General features: G+C 66.4%; 13 protein-coding genes. 2 read left to right on the forward strand and 11 right to left on the reverse strand.

Features of this window, described 5'->3' with window-relative positions; genetic code table 11:
* Positions 1 to 34: 34 nt before the first annotated feature.
* The 11 genes from N0B28_RS00910 to N0B28_RS00960 form a co-directional block, all read right to left on the reverse strand.
* A complete protein-coding gene (locus N0B28_RS00910; protein WP_054915900.1) occupies positions 35 to 679 on the reverse strand; it encodes a methionine ABC transporter permease in 645 nt (214 codons plus the stop codon).
* A complete protein-coding gene (locus N0B28_RS00915; RefSeq protein ID WP_043861591.1) occupies positions 669 to 1,790 on the reverse strand; it encodes a methionine ABC transporter ATP-binding protein in 1,122 nt (373 codons plus the stop codon). Before N0B28_RS00915 ends, N0B28_RS00910 begins: the two co-directional genes overlap by 11 nt.
* A gap of 1 nt (position 1,791) precedes the next feature.
* Entirely contained in the window at positions 1,792 to 2,598 is an 807-nt protein-coding gene (locus N0B28_RS00920; RefSeq protein WP_054915901.1) for a MetQ/NlpA family ABC transporter substrate-binding protein, read from the reverse strand.
* A complete protein-coding gene (locus tag N0B28_RS00925; protein WP_275729875.1) occupies positions 2,591 to 3,973 on the reverse strand; it encodes an LLM class flavin-dependent oxidoreductase in 1,383 nt (460 codons plus the stop codon). The genes N0B28_RS00920 and N0B28_RS00925 overlap by 8 nt, the downstream gene beginning before the upstream one ends.
* On the reverse strand, positions 3,973 to 5,178 hold the full coding sequence (locus N0B28_RS00930; protein WP_058541693.1) for an SfnB family sulfur acquisition oxidoreductase: 1,206 nt from the start codon (positions 5,176 to 5,178) through the stop codon (positions 3,973 to 3,975). Before N0B28_RS00930 ends, N0B28_RS00925 begins: the two co-directional genes overlap by 1 nt.
* A 21-nt stretch (positions 5,179 to 5,199) precedes the next feature.
* The gene (locus N0B28_RS00935; protein WP_054915904.1) at positions 5,200 to 6,441 is read right to left on the reverse strand and encodes an SfnB family sulfur acquisition oxidoreductase; all 1,242 of its coding nucleotides are present in this window, start codon (positions 6,439 to 6,441) and stop codon (positions 5,200 to 5,202) included.
* 183 nt (positions 6,442 to 6,624) lie between these two features.
* The gene (locus N0B28_RS00940) at positions 6,625 to 7,350 is read right to left on the reverse strand and encodes a hypothetical protein (RefSeq protein WP_043861596.1); all 726 of its coding nucleotides are present in this window, start codon (positions 7,348 to 7,350) and stop codon (positions 6,625 to 6,627) included.
* Between the two features lie 182 nt (positions 7,351 to 7,532).
* Positions 7,533 to 8,294, reverse strand: a complete 762-nt coding sequence (gene tcyN / locus N0B28_RS00945; protein ID WP_058541691.1) for an L-cystine ABC transporter ATP-binding protein TcyN — start codon at positions 8,292 to 8,294, stop codon at positions 7,533 to 7,535.
* 3 nt (positions 8,295 to 8,297) lie between these two features.
* Positions 8,298 to 8,966, reverse strand: coding sequence for a cystine ABC transporter permease (tcyL, locus tag N0B28_RS00950; protein WP_088514101.1), 669 nt, complete (start codon positions 8,964 to 8,966; stop codon positions 8,298 to 8,300).
* Positions 8,963 to 9,757, reverse strand: coding sequence for a cystine ABC transporter substrate-binding protein (gene tcyJ, locus N0B28_RS00955; RefSeq protein ID WP_100632959.1), 795 nt, complete (start codon positions 9,755 to 9,757; stop codon positions 8,963 to 8,965). Before tcyJ ends, tcyL begins: the two co-directional genes overlap by 4 nt.
* Positions 9,758 to 9,778: 21 nt before the next feature.
* Positions 9,779 to 10,792: a D-cysteine desulfhydrase gene (locus N0B28_RS00960; RefSeq protein ID WP_043861602.1), complete on the reverse strand. Its 1,014-nt coding sequence runs from the start codon at positions 10,790 to 10,792 to the stop codon at positions 9,779 to 9,781.
* Positions 10,793 to 10,985: 193 nt separating this feature from the next.
* On the opposite strand from N0B28_RS00960, the gene epsC reads away from it, so the two are divergent.
* Both epsC and betT read left to right on the forward strand, forming a co-directional pair.
* Complete coding sequence (gene epsC / locus N0B28_RS00965; RefSeq protein WP_043861603.1) at positions 10,986 to 11,918, forward strand: serine O-acetyltransferase EpsC; 933 nt, start codon at positions 10,986 to 10,988, stop codon at positions 11,916 to 11,918.
* A 313-nt stretch (positions 11,919 to 12,231) separates the two neighbouring features.
* Positions 12,232 to 14,190 carry a choline BCCT transporter BetT gene (gene betT, locus N0B28_RS00970; protein ID WP_210014772.1) on the forward strand — a complete coding sequence of 653 codons (1,959 nt, stop codon included), beginning with the start codon at positions 12,232 to 12,234 and terminating at the stop codon, positions 14,188 to 14,190.
* Positions 14,191 to 14,295 lie beyond the last annotated feature (105 nt).

Here is a 14,295-nt window from a genome sequence, read left to right on the forward strand (position 1 = left end):
TCGTCTGTAGGAGCCGGCCTTGCCGGCGAAGCGATCACCGCTTGTTCAACCCCCGCGCCAACCGGTCCCCGCCCAGCTGGATCAACGCCACCAGCACCACCAGCATCACGATCACCGTCAGCATGATCTGGCTGTCGAAGCGCTGGTACCCGTACCGGTACGCGATGTCCCCCAACCCTCCGGCACCAATCGCACCGGCCATCGCCGACGAATTGATCATGGTCACCAGGGTGATGGTGAAGCCGCCCACGATGCCCGGCAGCGCCTCGGGCAACAGCACATGCCAGACGATGTGCCAGCGCCGGCACCCCATCGCCTGCGCCGCCTCGATCAGCCCGTGATCCACCTCGCGCAGGCTCACCTCGGCAATGCGCGCAAAAAACGGTGTGGCCGCAATCGTCAGCGGCACCACCGCCGCCCACACGCCATACGTGGTGCCCACGATCAGCCGCGTGAACGGGATCAACGCCACCATCAGGATCAGAAACGGTATCGAGCGGAACAGGTTGACGAACGCCCCCAGCACGCGGTTCACCAGCGGCGCCTCGTAGATGCCGCCCTTGCCGCTGGTCACCAGGATCACCGCCAGCGGAATGCCCGCCAGCAACGCGATCAGCGACGACACGCCCACCATCAGCAGGGTGTCGAGCACCCCCTGCAACAATCGATCAAACCACATAGCCCAGCACCTCCACCTGCGCCGCCCACTGGCGCGCCCGTTCGATCACCTGCGCATGCCCGTGCGCCGAGTTGGCCACCGACACCACCAGCTGCCCCAGCGCACGTTCCTGGATCGGTTCGATACCGCCCTGCAGCAGGCTCACCTGGCCGCCCAGCAACGCGAACAGCGTCGACAGTTCCGGTGCCTCGCGGTCGCGCCCGCTGACGCGCAGGCGCAGAACCAGCGCGGCCTGCGCATTCGGCGCCTCGGGCAGCAGGCGGGCCTGCAGGTGCTGCGGCAAGGCTGGCTGCAGCGGCGCCAGCAAGGTCTTGCTGACCGCGTGCTGCGGGTCGCCGAACACCTGCCACACCGCCCCCTGCTCGACGATGCGCCCGCGCTCGAGCACCACCACGCGATGGCAGATATCGCGGATCACCGCCATCTCGTGGGTAATCAGGATGATGGTCAGGCCCAGACGCTGGTTGATGTCGCGCAGCAGCGCCAGGATCGAGCCGGTGGTCTCCGGGTCCAGCGCCGAAGTGGCCTCGTCGCACAGCAGTATCTGCGGGTCGTGCACCAGCGCGCGGGCAATCCCCACGCGCTGCTTTTGCCCGCCCGACAACTGCGCCGGGTACACCCCGTGCTTGTCCTGCAGGCCCACCAGCTCCAGCAGTTCGGCCACCTTGCGCTGGCGCTGGGCCTTGGGCACGCCGGCCACCTTCAGCGGCAGTTCGACGTTCTGCCACACGGTCTTGGCCGACATCAGGTTGAAGTGCTGGAAGATCATGCCGATGCGTCGGCGCAACGCCACCAGGTGGTCCTCGTTGTGCTCGCCGATGTCGACCTGGTCGATCAGCACCCGGCCGCTGCTGGGTTGCTCCAGGCGGTTGAGGGTGCGGATCAGCGACGACTTGCCGGCGCCGCTGCGGCCGATGATGCCGAAGATCTCGCCGCGCTGGATGTTCAGGTCGATGTCCGCCAGCGCCGCCGTGGCCTGCCCGGGGTAGGTCTTGTTGACGCCGATCAGGCGCACTTGCGCGCTGCTCAACTCAGGGTGCAGCGCGTGCCGTGGCGCGGGCTGCGCAGGTGGGCTGGGGTGCGCCGTCTGGCGGGCGGTGGCAGCACTCATCTCAGCTCTCCCAGCCCGGCTGGTAGAGCTTGCCGTAGGCTTTGTCCAGGGCTGCGCGTACCACCGGCGAGTGCTGGTAGATATCCACGAACCTGGCCAGGCGCGGGTCGTCCTTGCTCTGCGGGCGGATCACGAACTGGATCACGTATTCCTTGTGCTCCACGCCGTCGAACATCAGCGCCGAACCTGCATCGAAGGTGTTGGCCAGGCGGATGTAGTGCGGGTAGCCCTGCACCAGGTCGGCGTCGTCATAGGCACGTACCAGTTGCACGGCCTCGACCTGCAGGATTCTGAGCTTTTTCGGGTTGGCGACGATGTCGTCCTCGGTGGCCTTGTAGCCCACCCCCGGCTTGAGCGTGATCAGGCCGGCCTTGGCCAGCAGTTGCAGGCCGCGTCCGCCGTTGATCGGGTCGTTGGCGATGGCGGCGGTGGCGCCCTGGGGCAGCTCGTCGAAGCTTTTGTACTTTTTCGAGTACAGCCCGACATTGTTGATGATGCCCGGTGCATACGGCACCAGCGTCGAGCCCGCCGCGGCGTTGGCGTTTTCCAGGAACGGGATGTGCTGGAAGTAGTTCACGTCGAGGTCGCCGGCGGCGAGGCTGACGTTGGGCGCGATCCAGTCGCTGAACTCCACCAGTTCCACCTTGAGGCCCTGCTTCTTGGCCTCGTCCACGGCCGCTTCCAGGGCCGGGGCGAAGGCTGCGGTGGTGCCGACCTTGAGCGGTGCATCGTTGGCATGGGCGCCACCGATCAGGCCGAGGGCCAGGGCCAGGGCCGCGACAGGGCGGGCCAGAAATGTCTTAAGCATGCGGTTGCGCTCCAGTCGGGTTGAGGGTGCGATAGCCCGCGCCGGTGTGGTCGGCGGGCAGGTGCGGGCCGGCGGCGAAGAGTTTTTCGCGCAGGCTACCGTCGGTGTAGGCGGTCTTGTACGAACCGCGACGTTGCAGCTCGGGGATCACCAGGTCGATGAAGTCCTCATAGCTTTCCGGGGTGACGGTGCGGGCCAGGTTGAAGCCGTCCAGGCCGGTCTCCTCGATCCAGCGCTCCAGTTCGTCGGCAACCTGGGTCGGCGAGCCGACCAGGGTGATGTAGCGCCCGCCCAGGGCGTGCTGGTCGAGCAGCTTGCGCCGGGTCCAGTCGTTGTTCTGCAGGTGCTTGGTGGCGGACTGGATGGCGTTGCTCTTGACGTACTGGATCGGCTCGTCCAGTTCGTATTCGGCAAAGTCGATGCCGGTGGAGCTGGCAAAGTGCGCCACGCCGGCCTCGGGGCTGGCATGGCGCAGGTACTCGGCGTGCTTGGCGCGGGCCTGCTCCTCGGTGCGGGCCACGATCACGGTGAGGCCCATGAACACCTTCACCGCGTCGCCATCACGCCCGGCCGCCGTGGCCGCGGCGCGCACCTTGTCGACCTGGGCGCGGGTCGCGGCCTTGTTCTGGCCACTGATGAACACGCATTCGGCATGCTGCCCGGCAAACGCCAGGCCACGCTCGGAGGCGCCGGCCTGGAACAGCACCGGGGTGCGCTGTGGCGACGGTTCGCACAGGTGATAACCCTCCACCCGGTAGAATTCGCCGTGGTGCTGCACCTTGTGCACCTTGGCCGGGTCGGCGTACACGCGCTGTTCGCGGTCATTGCGCACGGCGTCGTTTTCCCAGCTGCCTTCGAGCAGCTTGTACAGCACCTGCAGGTACTCGTCGGCCTGGTCGTAGCGCCGGTCATGCTCGGGCTGCGCGTCCAGGCCCATGGCCTTGGCCGCGCTGTCGAGGTAGCCGGTGACGATGTTCCAGCCCACCCGACCATTGCTCAGGTGGTCGAGGGTCGAGAGCCTGCGGGCGAACAGGTACGGCGGCTCGTAGGTGAGGTTGGCGGTGAGGCCGAAACCCAGGTGGCGGGTGACCGCGGCCATCACCGAAACCAGCAGCAGCGGGTCGTTGACCGGCAGCTGGATGGACTCCTTGAGTGGCACATCGACCGACTGCTGGTACACGTCGTACACCCCGACGATGTCGGCGATGAACAGGCCGTCGAACAGCCCGCGCTCGAGCAACCGCGCCAGGTCGGTCCAGTACTCGAGGGTCTTGTACCGGGTCGAGGTGTCGCGCGGGTGCGTCCACAGGCCGTGGTTGATATGCCCCACGCAGTTCATGTTGAACGCGTTGAGCAGGATCTTCTTTTTCGCCATCAGATGGTGCCCCGCAACGGTGGGTTTTCATCGTTGAGGTAGAAGTTGCCGATGGCGTGGTACTTCCAGCGCACCGGGTCGTGCAGGGTGTGCACGCGGGCGTTGCGCCAGTGGCGGTCCAGGCCGTGTTCGGCCAGGGTGGCCTGGCTGCCGGCCAGTTCGAACAGCGTGCTGCCGGCGGCCAGGGAGATCTCGGTACTGATGGCGCGTGCCTCGGCCACGGCGATGGAGGCCGCCGCGACGGTGTCGGCATTGGTCTCGGCCTGGGCTCGGTCGAGGTATTCGCCGGCGCGTTCGAGCAAGGCTTCGGTGGCATGCAGGCGGATCGCCAGGTGACCGAAGGACTTGAGCGTCAACGGGTCGTCGACTGCCTTGTCGATGCCCGAGTCGATCCATGGCCGGGTGCGCGTGCGCACAAAATGCAGGGCATCTTCATAGGCGGCGCGGGCGATGCCGGTGTCGATGGCGGCGTGCAGAATCTGCGCCAGCGGGCCGACCGGGGTCGGGCGCTCGAAGGCGCTCTGGAACGGCACCACATCGTCGGCCTCGACACGCACGTTGTCGAACACCACCGAGCCACTGCCGGTGGTGCGCTGGCCGAAGCCGCTCCAGTCGTCGATCACGTCGAGCCCGGCGCTGTCGGCGGGCACGAAGGCCAGCTGTTGCACGCCCTGTTCGTCGATCACCGAGGTGGGGATGCGCTGCGCGTACAGCGCGCCAGTGGCGTAGAACTTGCGGCCGTTGATGCGGTAGCCGTCACCGTCACGGGTGAGGGCGGTGGTGCGGTCGTGGGCGGTCTTGGTGCCCAGTTCGGCCAGGGCGTTGCCGAAGCGCCTGCCGGCCAGCACCTCGGCGTACAGGCGTGCCTGCTGCTGCGGGCTGCCGTTCACGCGCAGCACTTCAAGGGCGTAGAAATGGTTCTGCGGGATCTGCCCCAGCGAGGCGTCGGCCTGGGCGATACGGGCGATGACCTTGGCCAGGGTGACGTTGGACACGCCCGCGCCACCGAAGGCTTTCGGCACGCTGATGCCCCACAGGCCCGAGCGCGAGAACAGCGCCAGTTCCGGGTGCGGCAGGCGGCGTTCGCGATCGCGCTCGATGCTGTCGCGGCGCAGTTGTTCGGCAATCTGTTCGGCAGTTTCCAACGCCTGGGCATCAGAAGAGATGACCGCCACGAGATCGTGCGGTTGCGGCAATAGGCTCATGAGAGGGCTCCAGTGGTCTGGTCAGATCCAGGAATGCCGGGCAGGCAGGGTCGCGTTGAGGTGGTAGGCGCCCACGGCGTGGTACTTCCAGCGCACCGGGTCGTGAAGGGTGTGCACGCGGGCGTTGCGCCAGTGCCGGTCGAGGTTGAACTCGGCCAGGGTGGCGCGGCTGCCCGACAGCTCGAACAGCTTCTCGCTGGCCTGCAGGGCAATCTCGGTGGTCAGCACCTTGGCTTCGGCCACGGCAATCGAGGCACGTGCGGCAGCGGCGGCATCGATGGGCGCGGCGTTGACCTCGTCGAGCACGCGCGCGGCGCGGCCGAGCAGCGCCTGGGCGGCATGCAGTTCGAGGGTCAGGCGGCCGATGTCGGCAATCACATAGGGGTCGTCACTGGCGCGATCGACCTTGGCGTCGACCCACGGCCGCGCGCGTTCGCGCACGAAGCTGATCGCATCGGCCACTGCGGCCTCGGCGATGCCGGCGTCGATGGCGGCCTGCACCAGCTGCGAGGCGGCGCCCTGGATGTTGGGGCTGTCGGCCTGGCGCCAGTTGTCGAGCACCAGCTCCGCGTCCACCGGCACCTCGTTGAGCAGCACCGTGCCGCTGGCGGTGGTGCGCTGACCGAAGCCGGACCAGTCGTCGACGATACGCAGGCCCGGGCTGCCACGGCGCACGAAGGCCATGACCTGGCGCCCGTCGTCGTTCAGCGCCTTGACTGCCACCCAGTGGGCGAACAGCGCGCCGGTGGAATAGAACTTCTGCCCGGTGAGCAGAAAGTGATCGCCCTGGCGCACGGCGCGGGCCTTGAGTTCGAGGGTGTTCTTGCTGCCGCGCTCGGGGCCGGCATTGCCGATGCGCCAGCCGTCGAGCACCGACTTGAACAGCAGGTGCTTCTGGCGTTCGTTGCCGGTGTTCTTGACCTGCTGGAGGATGCCGAACTGGTTCTGCGGGATCTGCCCCAGGGCCGGGTCGGCCGCACTGATGATGCGGAACACCTCGGCGATGGTGGCGAAGGAAACGTCCGGCCCGCCGTGCTCGCGCGGGATGCTGATGCTGCCCAGGCCGCTGCGGGTGAACTGCTCGATCTCGGCCCACGGCAGCTTGCGCTGCTGGTCGCGCCGGGCGGCCTGCAGGCGCGCGGCGGCGGCCAGTTCATGGGCGGCCTCCAGGGCCTCTGCGTCATTGCGCAGGACCTTGGCCGGCAGCAGTAATGGGGCGTTGTCCAGATCGCTGTGGACTGCGTCGTGTACCAAGCTGGACATCAGTACCGCTCCTTGGCTGCACTCAATGCCCTGGCGTTGCGCACTGGGGTGATTGTGTTCCTGACCATACCTACCTCACGTATTGGAAACGTCGCCGTGATCGATATGGGCGACAGAAATGCGCTGGTCCGGTGGTCCGGTCTATATACCCTAAGCGTGTATAAAAATTAAATAAACTAACCTTTAGGAATATGCATAGAAGTGCCTCCGCGGCCCTTGGCCGAACACCCGCAGGCGCACGGCCGGGGCCCACTGCGAGCAGTTGCCGACCTTGTCCAGAATGCAGTAGCTGGCGTCCAGGTGCTCGTCGTTGCCGGCTTCCAGCAGCACTTGGGTCGGGATCAGGCCCTGTATCGGGCAGCCGATACCGTCGCCGGGCAGTGGCGCCAGGTCGATGCGCAGGTCGGCCCAGCGCAGGGTGATCGCATCGCCTTCGGCCATGTGCCGGTACGGCGCGATGTTGAACGGTACACCCTGCCCGCAGCGGCTCAGATCCAGCCCTTGGCGCAGCAGCCGGCCAGGCAGGCGCAAGGGCGTCAGGTGCGGGTTCTCCGGGGTGGTCACGTAGCCGCCGGGGCAGTTCAGCTTGACCGCTACCTGCAATGGCGCGGAGCGTCGCGGGTGCTGGCCGGGCTGGAGCAGGCGGTAGTGCAGGGTGTTGAGCCCCGGGTAGAGCATCTGCCTGGGCACGCCGAGGGCGATCGAGGTGCCGGGCTCGCCGGCGCGCAGTAGATGCGCGGCCACGTAGCGGTTGCCCCAGAACAGCTCCAGCAGGTCGCCGGCCTGCAGGGTCGGTGCGGTCTGGATGCTGGCTTGCAGGTGGCTGGCGGTGTGCACGCCAATGCCATGGGGCGCGATATGGAGCAGGGCGGGGGGCGGCAGTTCAGATCCTTTGGCTGCGCGGTGCATGGTCCGTTTCCTCGTGCGGGTGGTGGCACGAGGCTTTGGTTATTGGCTGGATCGGCAGGTGAGTCAAGGTGCCCGATGGCCGTGACCGGGCAGTCGGCAGCGCTTCAGAGCGGTCCTACCCGAAGCGGCATGGGGGCTGTGGATAAACTCGGATTTGTCTGTGCTCGGGCGGTGCATCCGGGTCAGTGGGCGTGGCCCTGCGCGCCGAGAAACTTGCCCAGAAACTGGCGTGTGCGTTCTTCCTTCGGCGCGGCGAACAGGGCCTTGGCCTCGCCCTGTTCGACGATCACGCCCTTGTCGAAAAAGATCACCCGGTTGGCCACGTCGCGGGCGAAGTTCATTTCGTGGGTGACGATGATCATGGTGCGGTTTTCCTGGGCCAGGCCGCGAATGGTCGCCAGCACCTCGCCCACCAGCTCGGGGTCCAGCGCCGAGGTGGGTTCGTCGAACAGGATCACCTGCGGCTCCATGGCCAATGCCCGGGCAATGGCCACGCGCTGTTGCTGGCCACCGGACAGGCGCCGCGGGTAGGCGTCCTCCTTGCCCGCCAGGCCGACCTTGGCCAGCAGCGCACGGCCCAGGGCCAGGGCCTTTTCGCGGGGGGCCTTCTTGACCACCAGCGGCCCCTCGATGACGTTCTCCAGGGCGGTGCGGTGCGGGAACAGGTTGAAGTTCTGGAACACGAAACCGACCTGCTGGCGCAGGTGGCGAATCAACGTGGCCTGCTTGGCCAGCGGGCGGTCGCCGTCGATCTCGATGTCGGCCACACGAATGCGTCCGCTGCTGGGGGTCTCCAGCAGGTTCAGGCAGCGCAGGAAGGTGGTCTTGCCCGAGCCGCTGGGGCCGATGATGGCGATCACTTCACCGGCCTCGACTGTCAGGCTGATGTCGTCGAGCACGGTCAGGCCGTTGAACTGCTTGCTCAGGCGGGTGACTTCGATCATGCCTCAGGGCTCCAGGTCATGGCGGTTGACCCGCGCTTCCAGACGGTTCTGCAGGTGGGCCAGCGCGCTGGCCAGCACCCAGTAGATCAGGGCGGCGGCCAGGTACATGGTGAAGATCTCGAAGGTGCGTGCGGTGATCAGCTGGGCCTGGCGGAACAGCTCCGGCACCTGGATGGTGGCGGCCAGCGCGGTGTCCTTGACCAGCGAGATGAAACTGTTGCCCAGCGGCGGCAGGGCGGTGCGCGCCGCCTGCGGCAGGATCGCGCGGCGCATCGCCTGGCCGCGGGTCATGCCGATGCTGGCGGCGGCCTCCCACTGGCCGCGGTCGATGGAGCTGATCGCGGCGCGCAGGATTTCACAGGCATAGGCGGCCATGTTCAGCGAAAACCCGATCAGCGCCGCGGGCAGCGGGTCCAGCTCGATGCCCAGCTGCGGCAGGCCGTAATAGATCATGAACAGCTGCACCAGCAGCGGCGTGCCGCGAAAGAACGATACATAGACCCGTGCCGTCCAGCTCAGCAGCTTGATCGCAGACAGGCGCATCAGCGCCAGGCCGAAGCCGATCAACAGGCCGAAGAACATCCCGCCCAGGCTCAGGAACACCGTGAAATAGGCGCCCTTGAGCAGAAAGGGCGCGCTGTCCAGGGCCAGTTGCAGGCTCTCTTCGATCATTGCGTCACGTCAGCACTGAAATACTTCTCGGAAAGCTTTTTCAGCGTGCCGTCGGCGCGCAGTTTGTCGAGGGCCTTGTTGATCGCGTCGAGCAGTTCCGGCTCGCCCTTGCGCAGGGCCACGCCGGCTTCCTGGCGCGAGAAGGCGTCGCCGGCGGCGATGGTGTCCTTGGCTTTTCTGGCGTATTCCAGTGCGGCCAGGCGGTCGATCAGGATGGCGTCGATGCGGCCCACGCGCAGGTCCTGGAACTTGCTCGGGTCATCGTCGTAGGTCTTGATGATGGCCTTGGGCACGTTGTCCTTGAGCCATTGCTCGTAGTTGGTGCCCAGGCCCACGCCCACCTTCTTGCCGGCCAGGTCCTGTGCGGTCTTGAGGGTGTCCTTGTTCTTGGTCAGCACCAGGGCCTGGATGCCGGAAACGGTGTAGGGCTCGGAGAAGTCGTATTTCTTCTTGCGCTCGTCGGAGATGGTCACCTGGTTGACCACGATGTCCAGACGCTTGGATTCAAGGGCGGCGAGGATGCCGTCCCACTTGGTCGGCTGCAGCCTGGCCTTGACCCCCAGCTCCTTGGCCAGGGCCTCGGACAGCTCGACCTCGAAGCCGGTCAGCTTGCCGTCGGTGTCGACGAAGCTGAACGGCGGGTAGGTGCCCTCCAGGCCGACACTGATGCTGCCGCTGTCCTTGATCTTCTGCAATTGCTCGCCGGCGACCGCCTGGCCAAGCAGGCCCAGGCCAAGTACCAGGGCAGCCCCTGTGCCCAGCAACTGTTTACCGAATACGGAAATCGTCATGACTGGCCCCGCTGATATCAATTAAGCCGTTATTGGTTGACTGCTCCAGACCTCAGGGTAGGCGAATAATGCAGGTGCCCCACCGGTATGCAGAAAAATCAGCGGGCCCTCGTCGAAACGCTGGCGCGCGATGCCGTCGAGCAGCCCGGCCATGGCCTTGCCGGTGTACACCGGGTCCAGCAGCAGGCCCTCGTGGCTGGCCAGCAGGCGGATGGCGGCCAGGGTGCCGGCATTCGGTTCGCCGTAGCGCGGCGCGAAGTACTCGTCCCACAGCTCGACCTTGAAGGCGTCAGGCAGGTCGATGCCCAGCAGCTCGGCGGTGCGTTCGGCCAGGCCCTGCACCTTGGGGCGCTGGGCCTCGTCGCTGCGCGACACGGTCACGCCGATCAGCGGCAGTTGCGGCAGCGCTTGGGCCAGCGCCAGGCCCAGGCCGCTGTGGGTGCCCGCACTGCCGGAGGCCAGCACCACCCCGGCGAAGGTCTGCCCGCTGCGGGTGATCTGCTCGGCCAGCTCCAGCCCGGCGCGCACATAGCCCAGGGCGCCACGCGCATTGGAACCGCCAATCGGCACGATGTAGGGCTTGCGTCCGCTGGCATGCAGGCGCACGGCCAGCGCCTGCAACTGGTCATCGGCATCGTCGAGGTTATCCACAAGCTCGACCCTGGCGTCGAACAGTTCCAGCAGCAGGCGGTTGCCGTTGTGCTGGTAGGCGGGGGAATCGGTGCCGATGGGGTTTTCCAGCAGGGCCACGCAGCCCAGGCCCAGTTGCGCGGCCAGTGCTGCGGTCTGGCGCACGTGGTTGGACTGGATGGCGCCGGCGGTGATCAGCGTATCGGCACCGCTGGCCAGCGCGTCGGCGGCCAGGTACTCGAGCTTGCGCAGCTTGTTGCCGCCCAGGGCCAGCGGGGTGAGGTCGTCGCGCTTGATGTAGATGTCGCGCCCGGCCCAGGCCGACAGGCGTTCGAGCCGGTGCAGCGGGGTGGGTGCATCGAGCAAGGGCAGGCGTTTGAAGCGTTCGAGCTGGTGTTCGATCATGGCATCGGGCTGACTGGGGAAACTTCGACTATAGGCAGCCGTGGGCGTCTCTTCCACTGGGCCGGCTTATGCCGGATTTATAGCCAAAGCGCATAAAGGGATATTTTTTCCGCCGTGGCCATTTGCCGTAAAGTGATCCGCAACAAGGCGGCCACCCCCTCCACAAGCCGCCGCCGCGTCAGGAGAGACAACCGTGAGCGACAACGCGCAAACAGGCCATTGGCAGTTGCAAACCCTCGTCAGCCAGCTGCGTTCAGCCCGTGACCAATGGCGCAGCCGCAATGGCCGCAGCAGTGGCGAGCAGGGCGGGCGCGAGCTGCCCTCGCGCGAGGCGATGCGCCAGATTCTCGAGCAGCTGTGCGGCGCGCTGTTCCCCATGCGCCTGGGCCCGGTGGACCTGCGCGAAGAGAGCGAAGACTTCTATGTGGGCAACACCCTGGACGCGGCGCTGACCGCATTGCTGGCCCAGGCGCGCCTTGAGCTGCGCTACGCCGCGCGCCAGGGCAAGGCCGAGTCGCTGGAGATTGACGCCCAGGCACTGCGCCTGATCCAGGATTTCGCCGCCGCCCTGCCGGGCCTGCGCACGTTGCTCGATACCGATGTACTGGCGGCCTATCACGGCGACCCGGCGGCGCGCAGCGTGGACGAGGTGCTGCTGTGCTACCCCGGCGTGCTGGCAGTGATCCACCACCGCCTGGCGCATCACCTGTACCGCGCCGGGCTGCCGCTGCTGGCGCGCATCAGTTCGGAGCTGGCGCATTCGGCCACCGGCATCGACATTCACCCCGGCGCACAGATCGGCCCGAGCTTCTTCATCGACCATGGCACCGGTGTGGTGATCGGCGAGACGGCGATCATTGGCGAGCGGGTGCGTATCTACCAGGCGGTGACCCTGGGCGCCAAGCGGTTCCCGGCGGACGAGTCGGGGCAGTTGCAGAAGGGCCAGCCGCGCCACCCGATCGTCGAGGACGACGTGGTGATTTACGCCGGCGCGACTATTCTGGGGCGTATCACCATCGGCAAGGGCTCGACCATCGGCGGCAATGTGTGGCTGACCCGCAGTGTGGCGGCAGGCAGCAACCTGACCCAGGCCAATCTGCAGCATGATGATGGGACGCAGAAGTAAGGAACTTTCCTGGGAGCGCCAGCCTCTGTAGGAGCCGGCCTTGCCGGCGATCGAGCGCGTAGCGATCGCCGGTTGCCCATGCGCTGATGCGGGCCTGATCCATTTTTCGCCGGCAATGCCGGCTCCTACAGGGTCGCGCACCGACCCCATCCATGTTTAACTTGAACGCTCGTTCAACTTAAACGGTGGTCCGCTGCCGGTGTTCAACAGGAGGAAACCCTTTGCTGAACCCGTACAACTCAACCCTCACACACCCCCGCGAGGTGCACACGCAATGAGTGCACCGTCTTCGAATACCCCCAGCACTATCCGCATGAACCCCCCGGTGTTCTATTTTGCCGCCAGCTTCATCCTGCTGTTCGGCCTGGCCGTGATCAGCAACCCGCAGGTGGCCGGTGAATGGCTGCTGGCGGCGCAGAACTGGGCCGCCAACACCGTGGGCTGGTACTACATGCTGGCGATGACCCTGTACCTGGTCTTCGTGGTGGTCACCGCCTTGTCCGGCTACGGCAAGATCAAGCTCGGTGCCGACCACGACGAACCCGAGTTCAGCTACCTGTCGTGGGCCGGCATGCTGTTCGCCGCCGGCATCAGCATCACGCTGTTCTTCTTCTGCGTCTCCGAACCCCTGACCCACCTGCTGCAGCCGCCCCAGGGCGAAGCCGGCACCGCCGAGGCCGGGCGCCAGGCGATGCAGCTGCTGTTTCTGCACTGGGGCCTGCATGGCTGGGGCGTGTTCGCCTTCGTGGGCATGGCGCTGGCCTACTTCGCCTACCGCCACAACCTGCCGCTGGCGCTGCGTTCGGCGCTGTACCCGCTGATCGGCAAGCGCATCAACGGCCCCATCGGCTACGCGGTGGACGGCTTCGGCATCATCGCCACGGTGTTCGGCCTGGGCGCCGACATGGGCTTTGGCGTGCTGCACCTGAACTCGGGCCTGGACTACCTGTTCGGCATCCCGCACACCCAGTGGGTGCAGGTGATCCTGATCAGTCTGATGATGGGGGCCGCGGTGGTGGTGGCCATCGCCGGGGTCGACAAGGGCGTGCGGGTGATGTCCGACATCAACATGGTGCTGGCCTGCGCACTGCTGCTGTTCGTACTGTTCGCCGGGCCTACCCAGCACCTGTTCAACACCCTGATCCAGAACCTGGGCGACTACCTGGGCGCGCTGCCGCGCAAGAGTTTCGACGTGTACGCCTACAACGAACCGAGCGACTGGCTGGGCGGCTGGACGGTGTTCTACTGGGCCTGGTGGATTGCCTGGGCGCCGTTCGTCGGGTTGTTCATCGCACGGATTTCCCGCGGGCGCACCATCCGCGAGTTCGTGTTCGGCGTGCTGCTGATTCCGCTGGGCTTCACCCTGGCGTGGATGTCCATCTTCGGTAACAGCGCGATCCTGCAGGTGCTCAATGGCGCTACGGCGCTGGGGCAGTCGGCGCTGGAAAACCCCTCGATGAGCCTGTACCTGCTGCTGGAAACCTACCCGTGGAGCAAGGTGGTGATCGCGGTCACGGTGTTCATCAGCTTCGTGTTCTTCGTCACTTCGGCCGACTCGGGCACGGTGGTGCTCTCGACCCTGTCGGCCCGTGACGGCAGCCCGGACGAGGACGGCCCCAACTGGCTGCGGGTGTTCTGGGGTGCGATGACGGCGCTGGTGACCAGCGGGCTGCTGTTTGCCGGCAGCATCGACTCGCTCAAGTCGGCGGTGGTGCTGACCTCGCTGCCGTTCTCGGTGATCCTGCTGGCGATGATGTGGGGCCTGCACAAGGCGTTCTACCTGGAGTCGCAGCGTCAGATCGCGCAGATGCACTCGCTGGCACCGTTCGCCAACTCGCGGCGCGGGCGTGGCGGCTGGCGGCATCGCCTGAGCCAGGCGGTGCACTTCCCCTCGCGGGACGAGGTGTACCGGTTCATGGATGACGTGGTGCGCCCGGCGATTGCCGAGGTGACCGACGTGTTTGCCGAGAAGGGGCTGAATGTCATCACCCAGGAAGACCCGAGCCACGACAACGTGAGCCTGAAGATCGGCCATGGCGAAGAGCAGCCGTTCATCTACCAGGTGCAGATGCGCGGCTACTTCACGCCATCGTTCGCACTGGCCGGGCTGGGCACGCAGGAGTTGAAGAACCGGCGCTACTACCGCGCCGAGGTGCACCTGAGCGAAGGCAGCCAGGATTACGACCTGGTGGGCTACAGCAAGGAGCAGATCATCAACGACATCCTCGACCAGTACGAGCGTCACCTGCAGTTTTTGCACATGGTGCGTTAGGGCTGCCGGCCCCTTCGCCGGCAAGGCCGGCTCCTACAGGAGCCGGATTTGCCGGCGAATGCCCCCCTCTTGCCAGCTACGCCCAACGGGGTGTTTTCATACCTT

Origin of the sequence: Pseudomonas sp. SD17-1 (assembly GCF_029201585.1) — a bacterium.
Classification (GTDB): domain Bacteria; phylum Pseudomonadota; class Gammaproteobacteria; order Pseudomonadales; family Pseudomonadaceae; genus Aquipseudomonas; species Aquipseudomonas palmensis.

Excerpts from the sequence above, each read along its gene's own strand:
- tcyN (WP_058541691.1), bottom strand. The coding sequence starts at position 8,294 with ATGATCGAAGTCACCCGCCTGAGCAAGCAGTTCAACGGCCTGACCGTG.
- N0B28_RS00960 (WP_043861602.1), bottom strand. The coding sequence starts at position 10,792 with ATGATCGAACACCAGCTCGAACGCTTCAAACGCCTGCCCTTGCTCGAT.
- N0B28_RS00925 (WP_275729875.1), bottom strand. The coding sequence starts at position 3,973 with ATGGCGAAAAAGAAGATCCTGCTCAACGCGTTCAACATGAACTGCGTG.
- N0B28_RS00915 (WP_043861591.1), bottom strand. The coding sequence starts at position 1,790 with ATGAGTGCTGCCACCGCCCGCCAGACGGCGCACCCCAGCCCACCTGCG.
- N0B28_RS00930 (WP_058541693.1), bottom strand. The coding sequence starts at position 5,178 with ATGAGCCTATTGCCGCAACCGCACGATCTCGTGGCGGTCATCTCTTCT.
- N0B28_RS00940 (WP_043861596.1), bottom strand. The coding sequence starts at position 7,350 with ATGCACCGCGCAGCCAAAGGATCTGAACTGCCGCCCCCCGCCCTGCTC.
- N0B28_RS00935 (WP_054915904.1), bottom strand. The coding sequence starts at position 6,441 with ATGTCCAGCTTGGTACACGACGCAGTCCACAGCGATCTGGACAACGCC.
- betT (WP_210014772.1), top strand. The coding sequence starts at position 12,232 with ATGAACCCCCCGGTGTTCTATTTTGCCGCCAGCTTCATCCTGCTGTTC.
- N0B28_RS00920 (WP_054915901.1), bottom strand. The coding sequence starts at position 2,598 with ATGCTTAAGACATTTCTGGCCCGCCCTGTCGCGGCCCTGGCCCTGGCC.
- N0B28_RS00910 (WP_054915900.1), bottom strand. The coding sequence starts at position 679 with ATGTGGTTTGATCGATTGTTGCAGGGGGTGCTCGACACCCTGCTGATG.
- tcyL (WP_088514101.1), bottom strand. The coding sequence starts at position 8,966 with ATGATCGAAGAGAGCCTGCAACTGGCCCTGGACAGCGCGCCCTTTCTG.
- tcyJ (WP_100632959.1), bottom strand. The coding sequence starts at position 9,757 with ATGACGATTTCCGTATTCGGTAAACAGTTGCTGGGCACAGGGGCTGCC.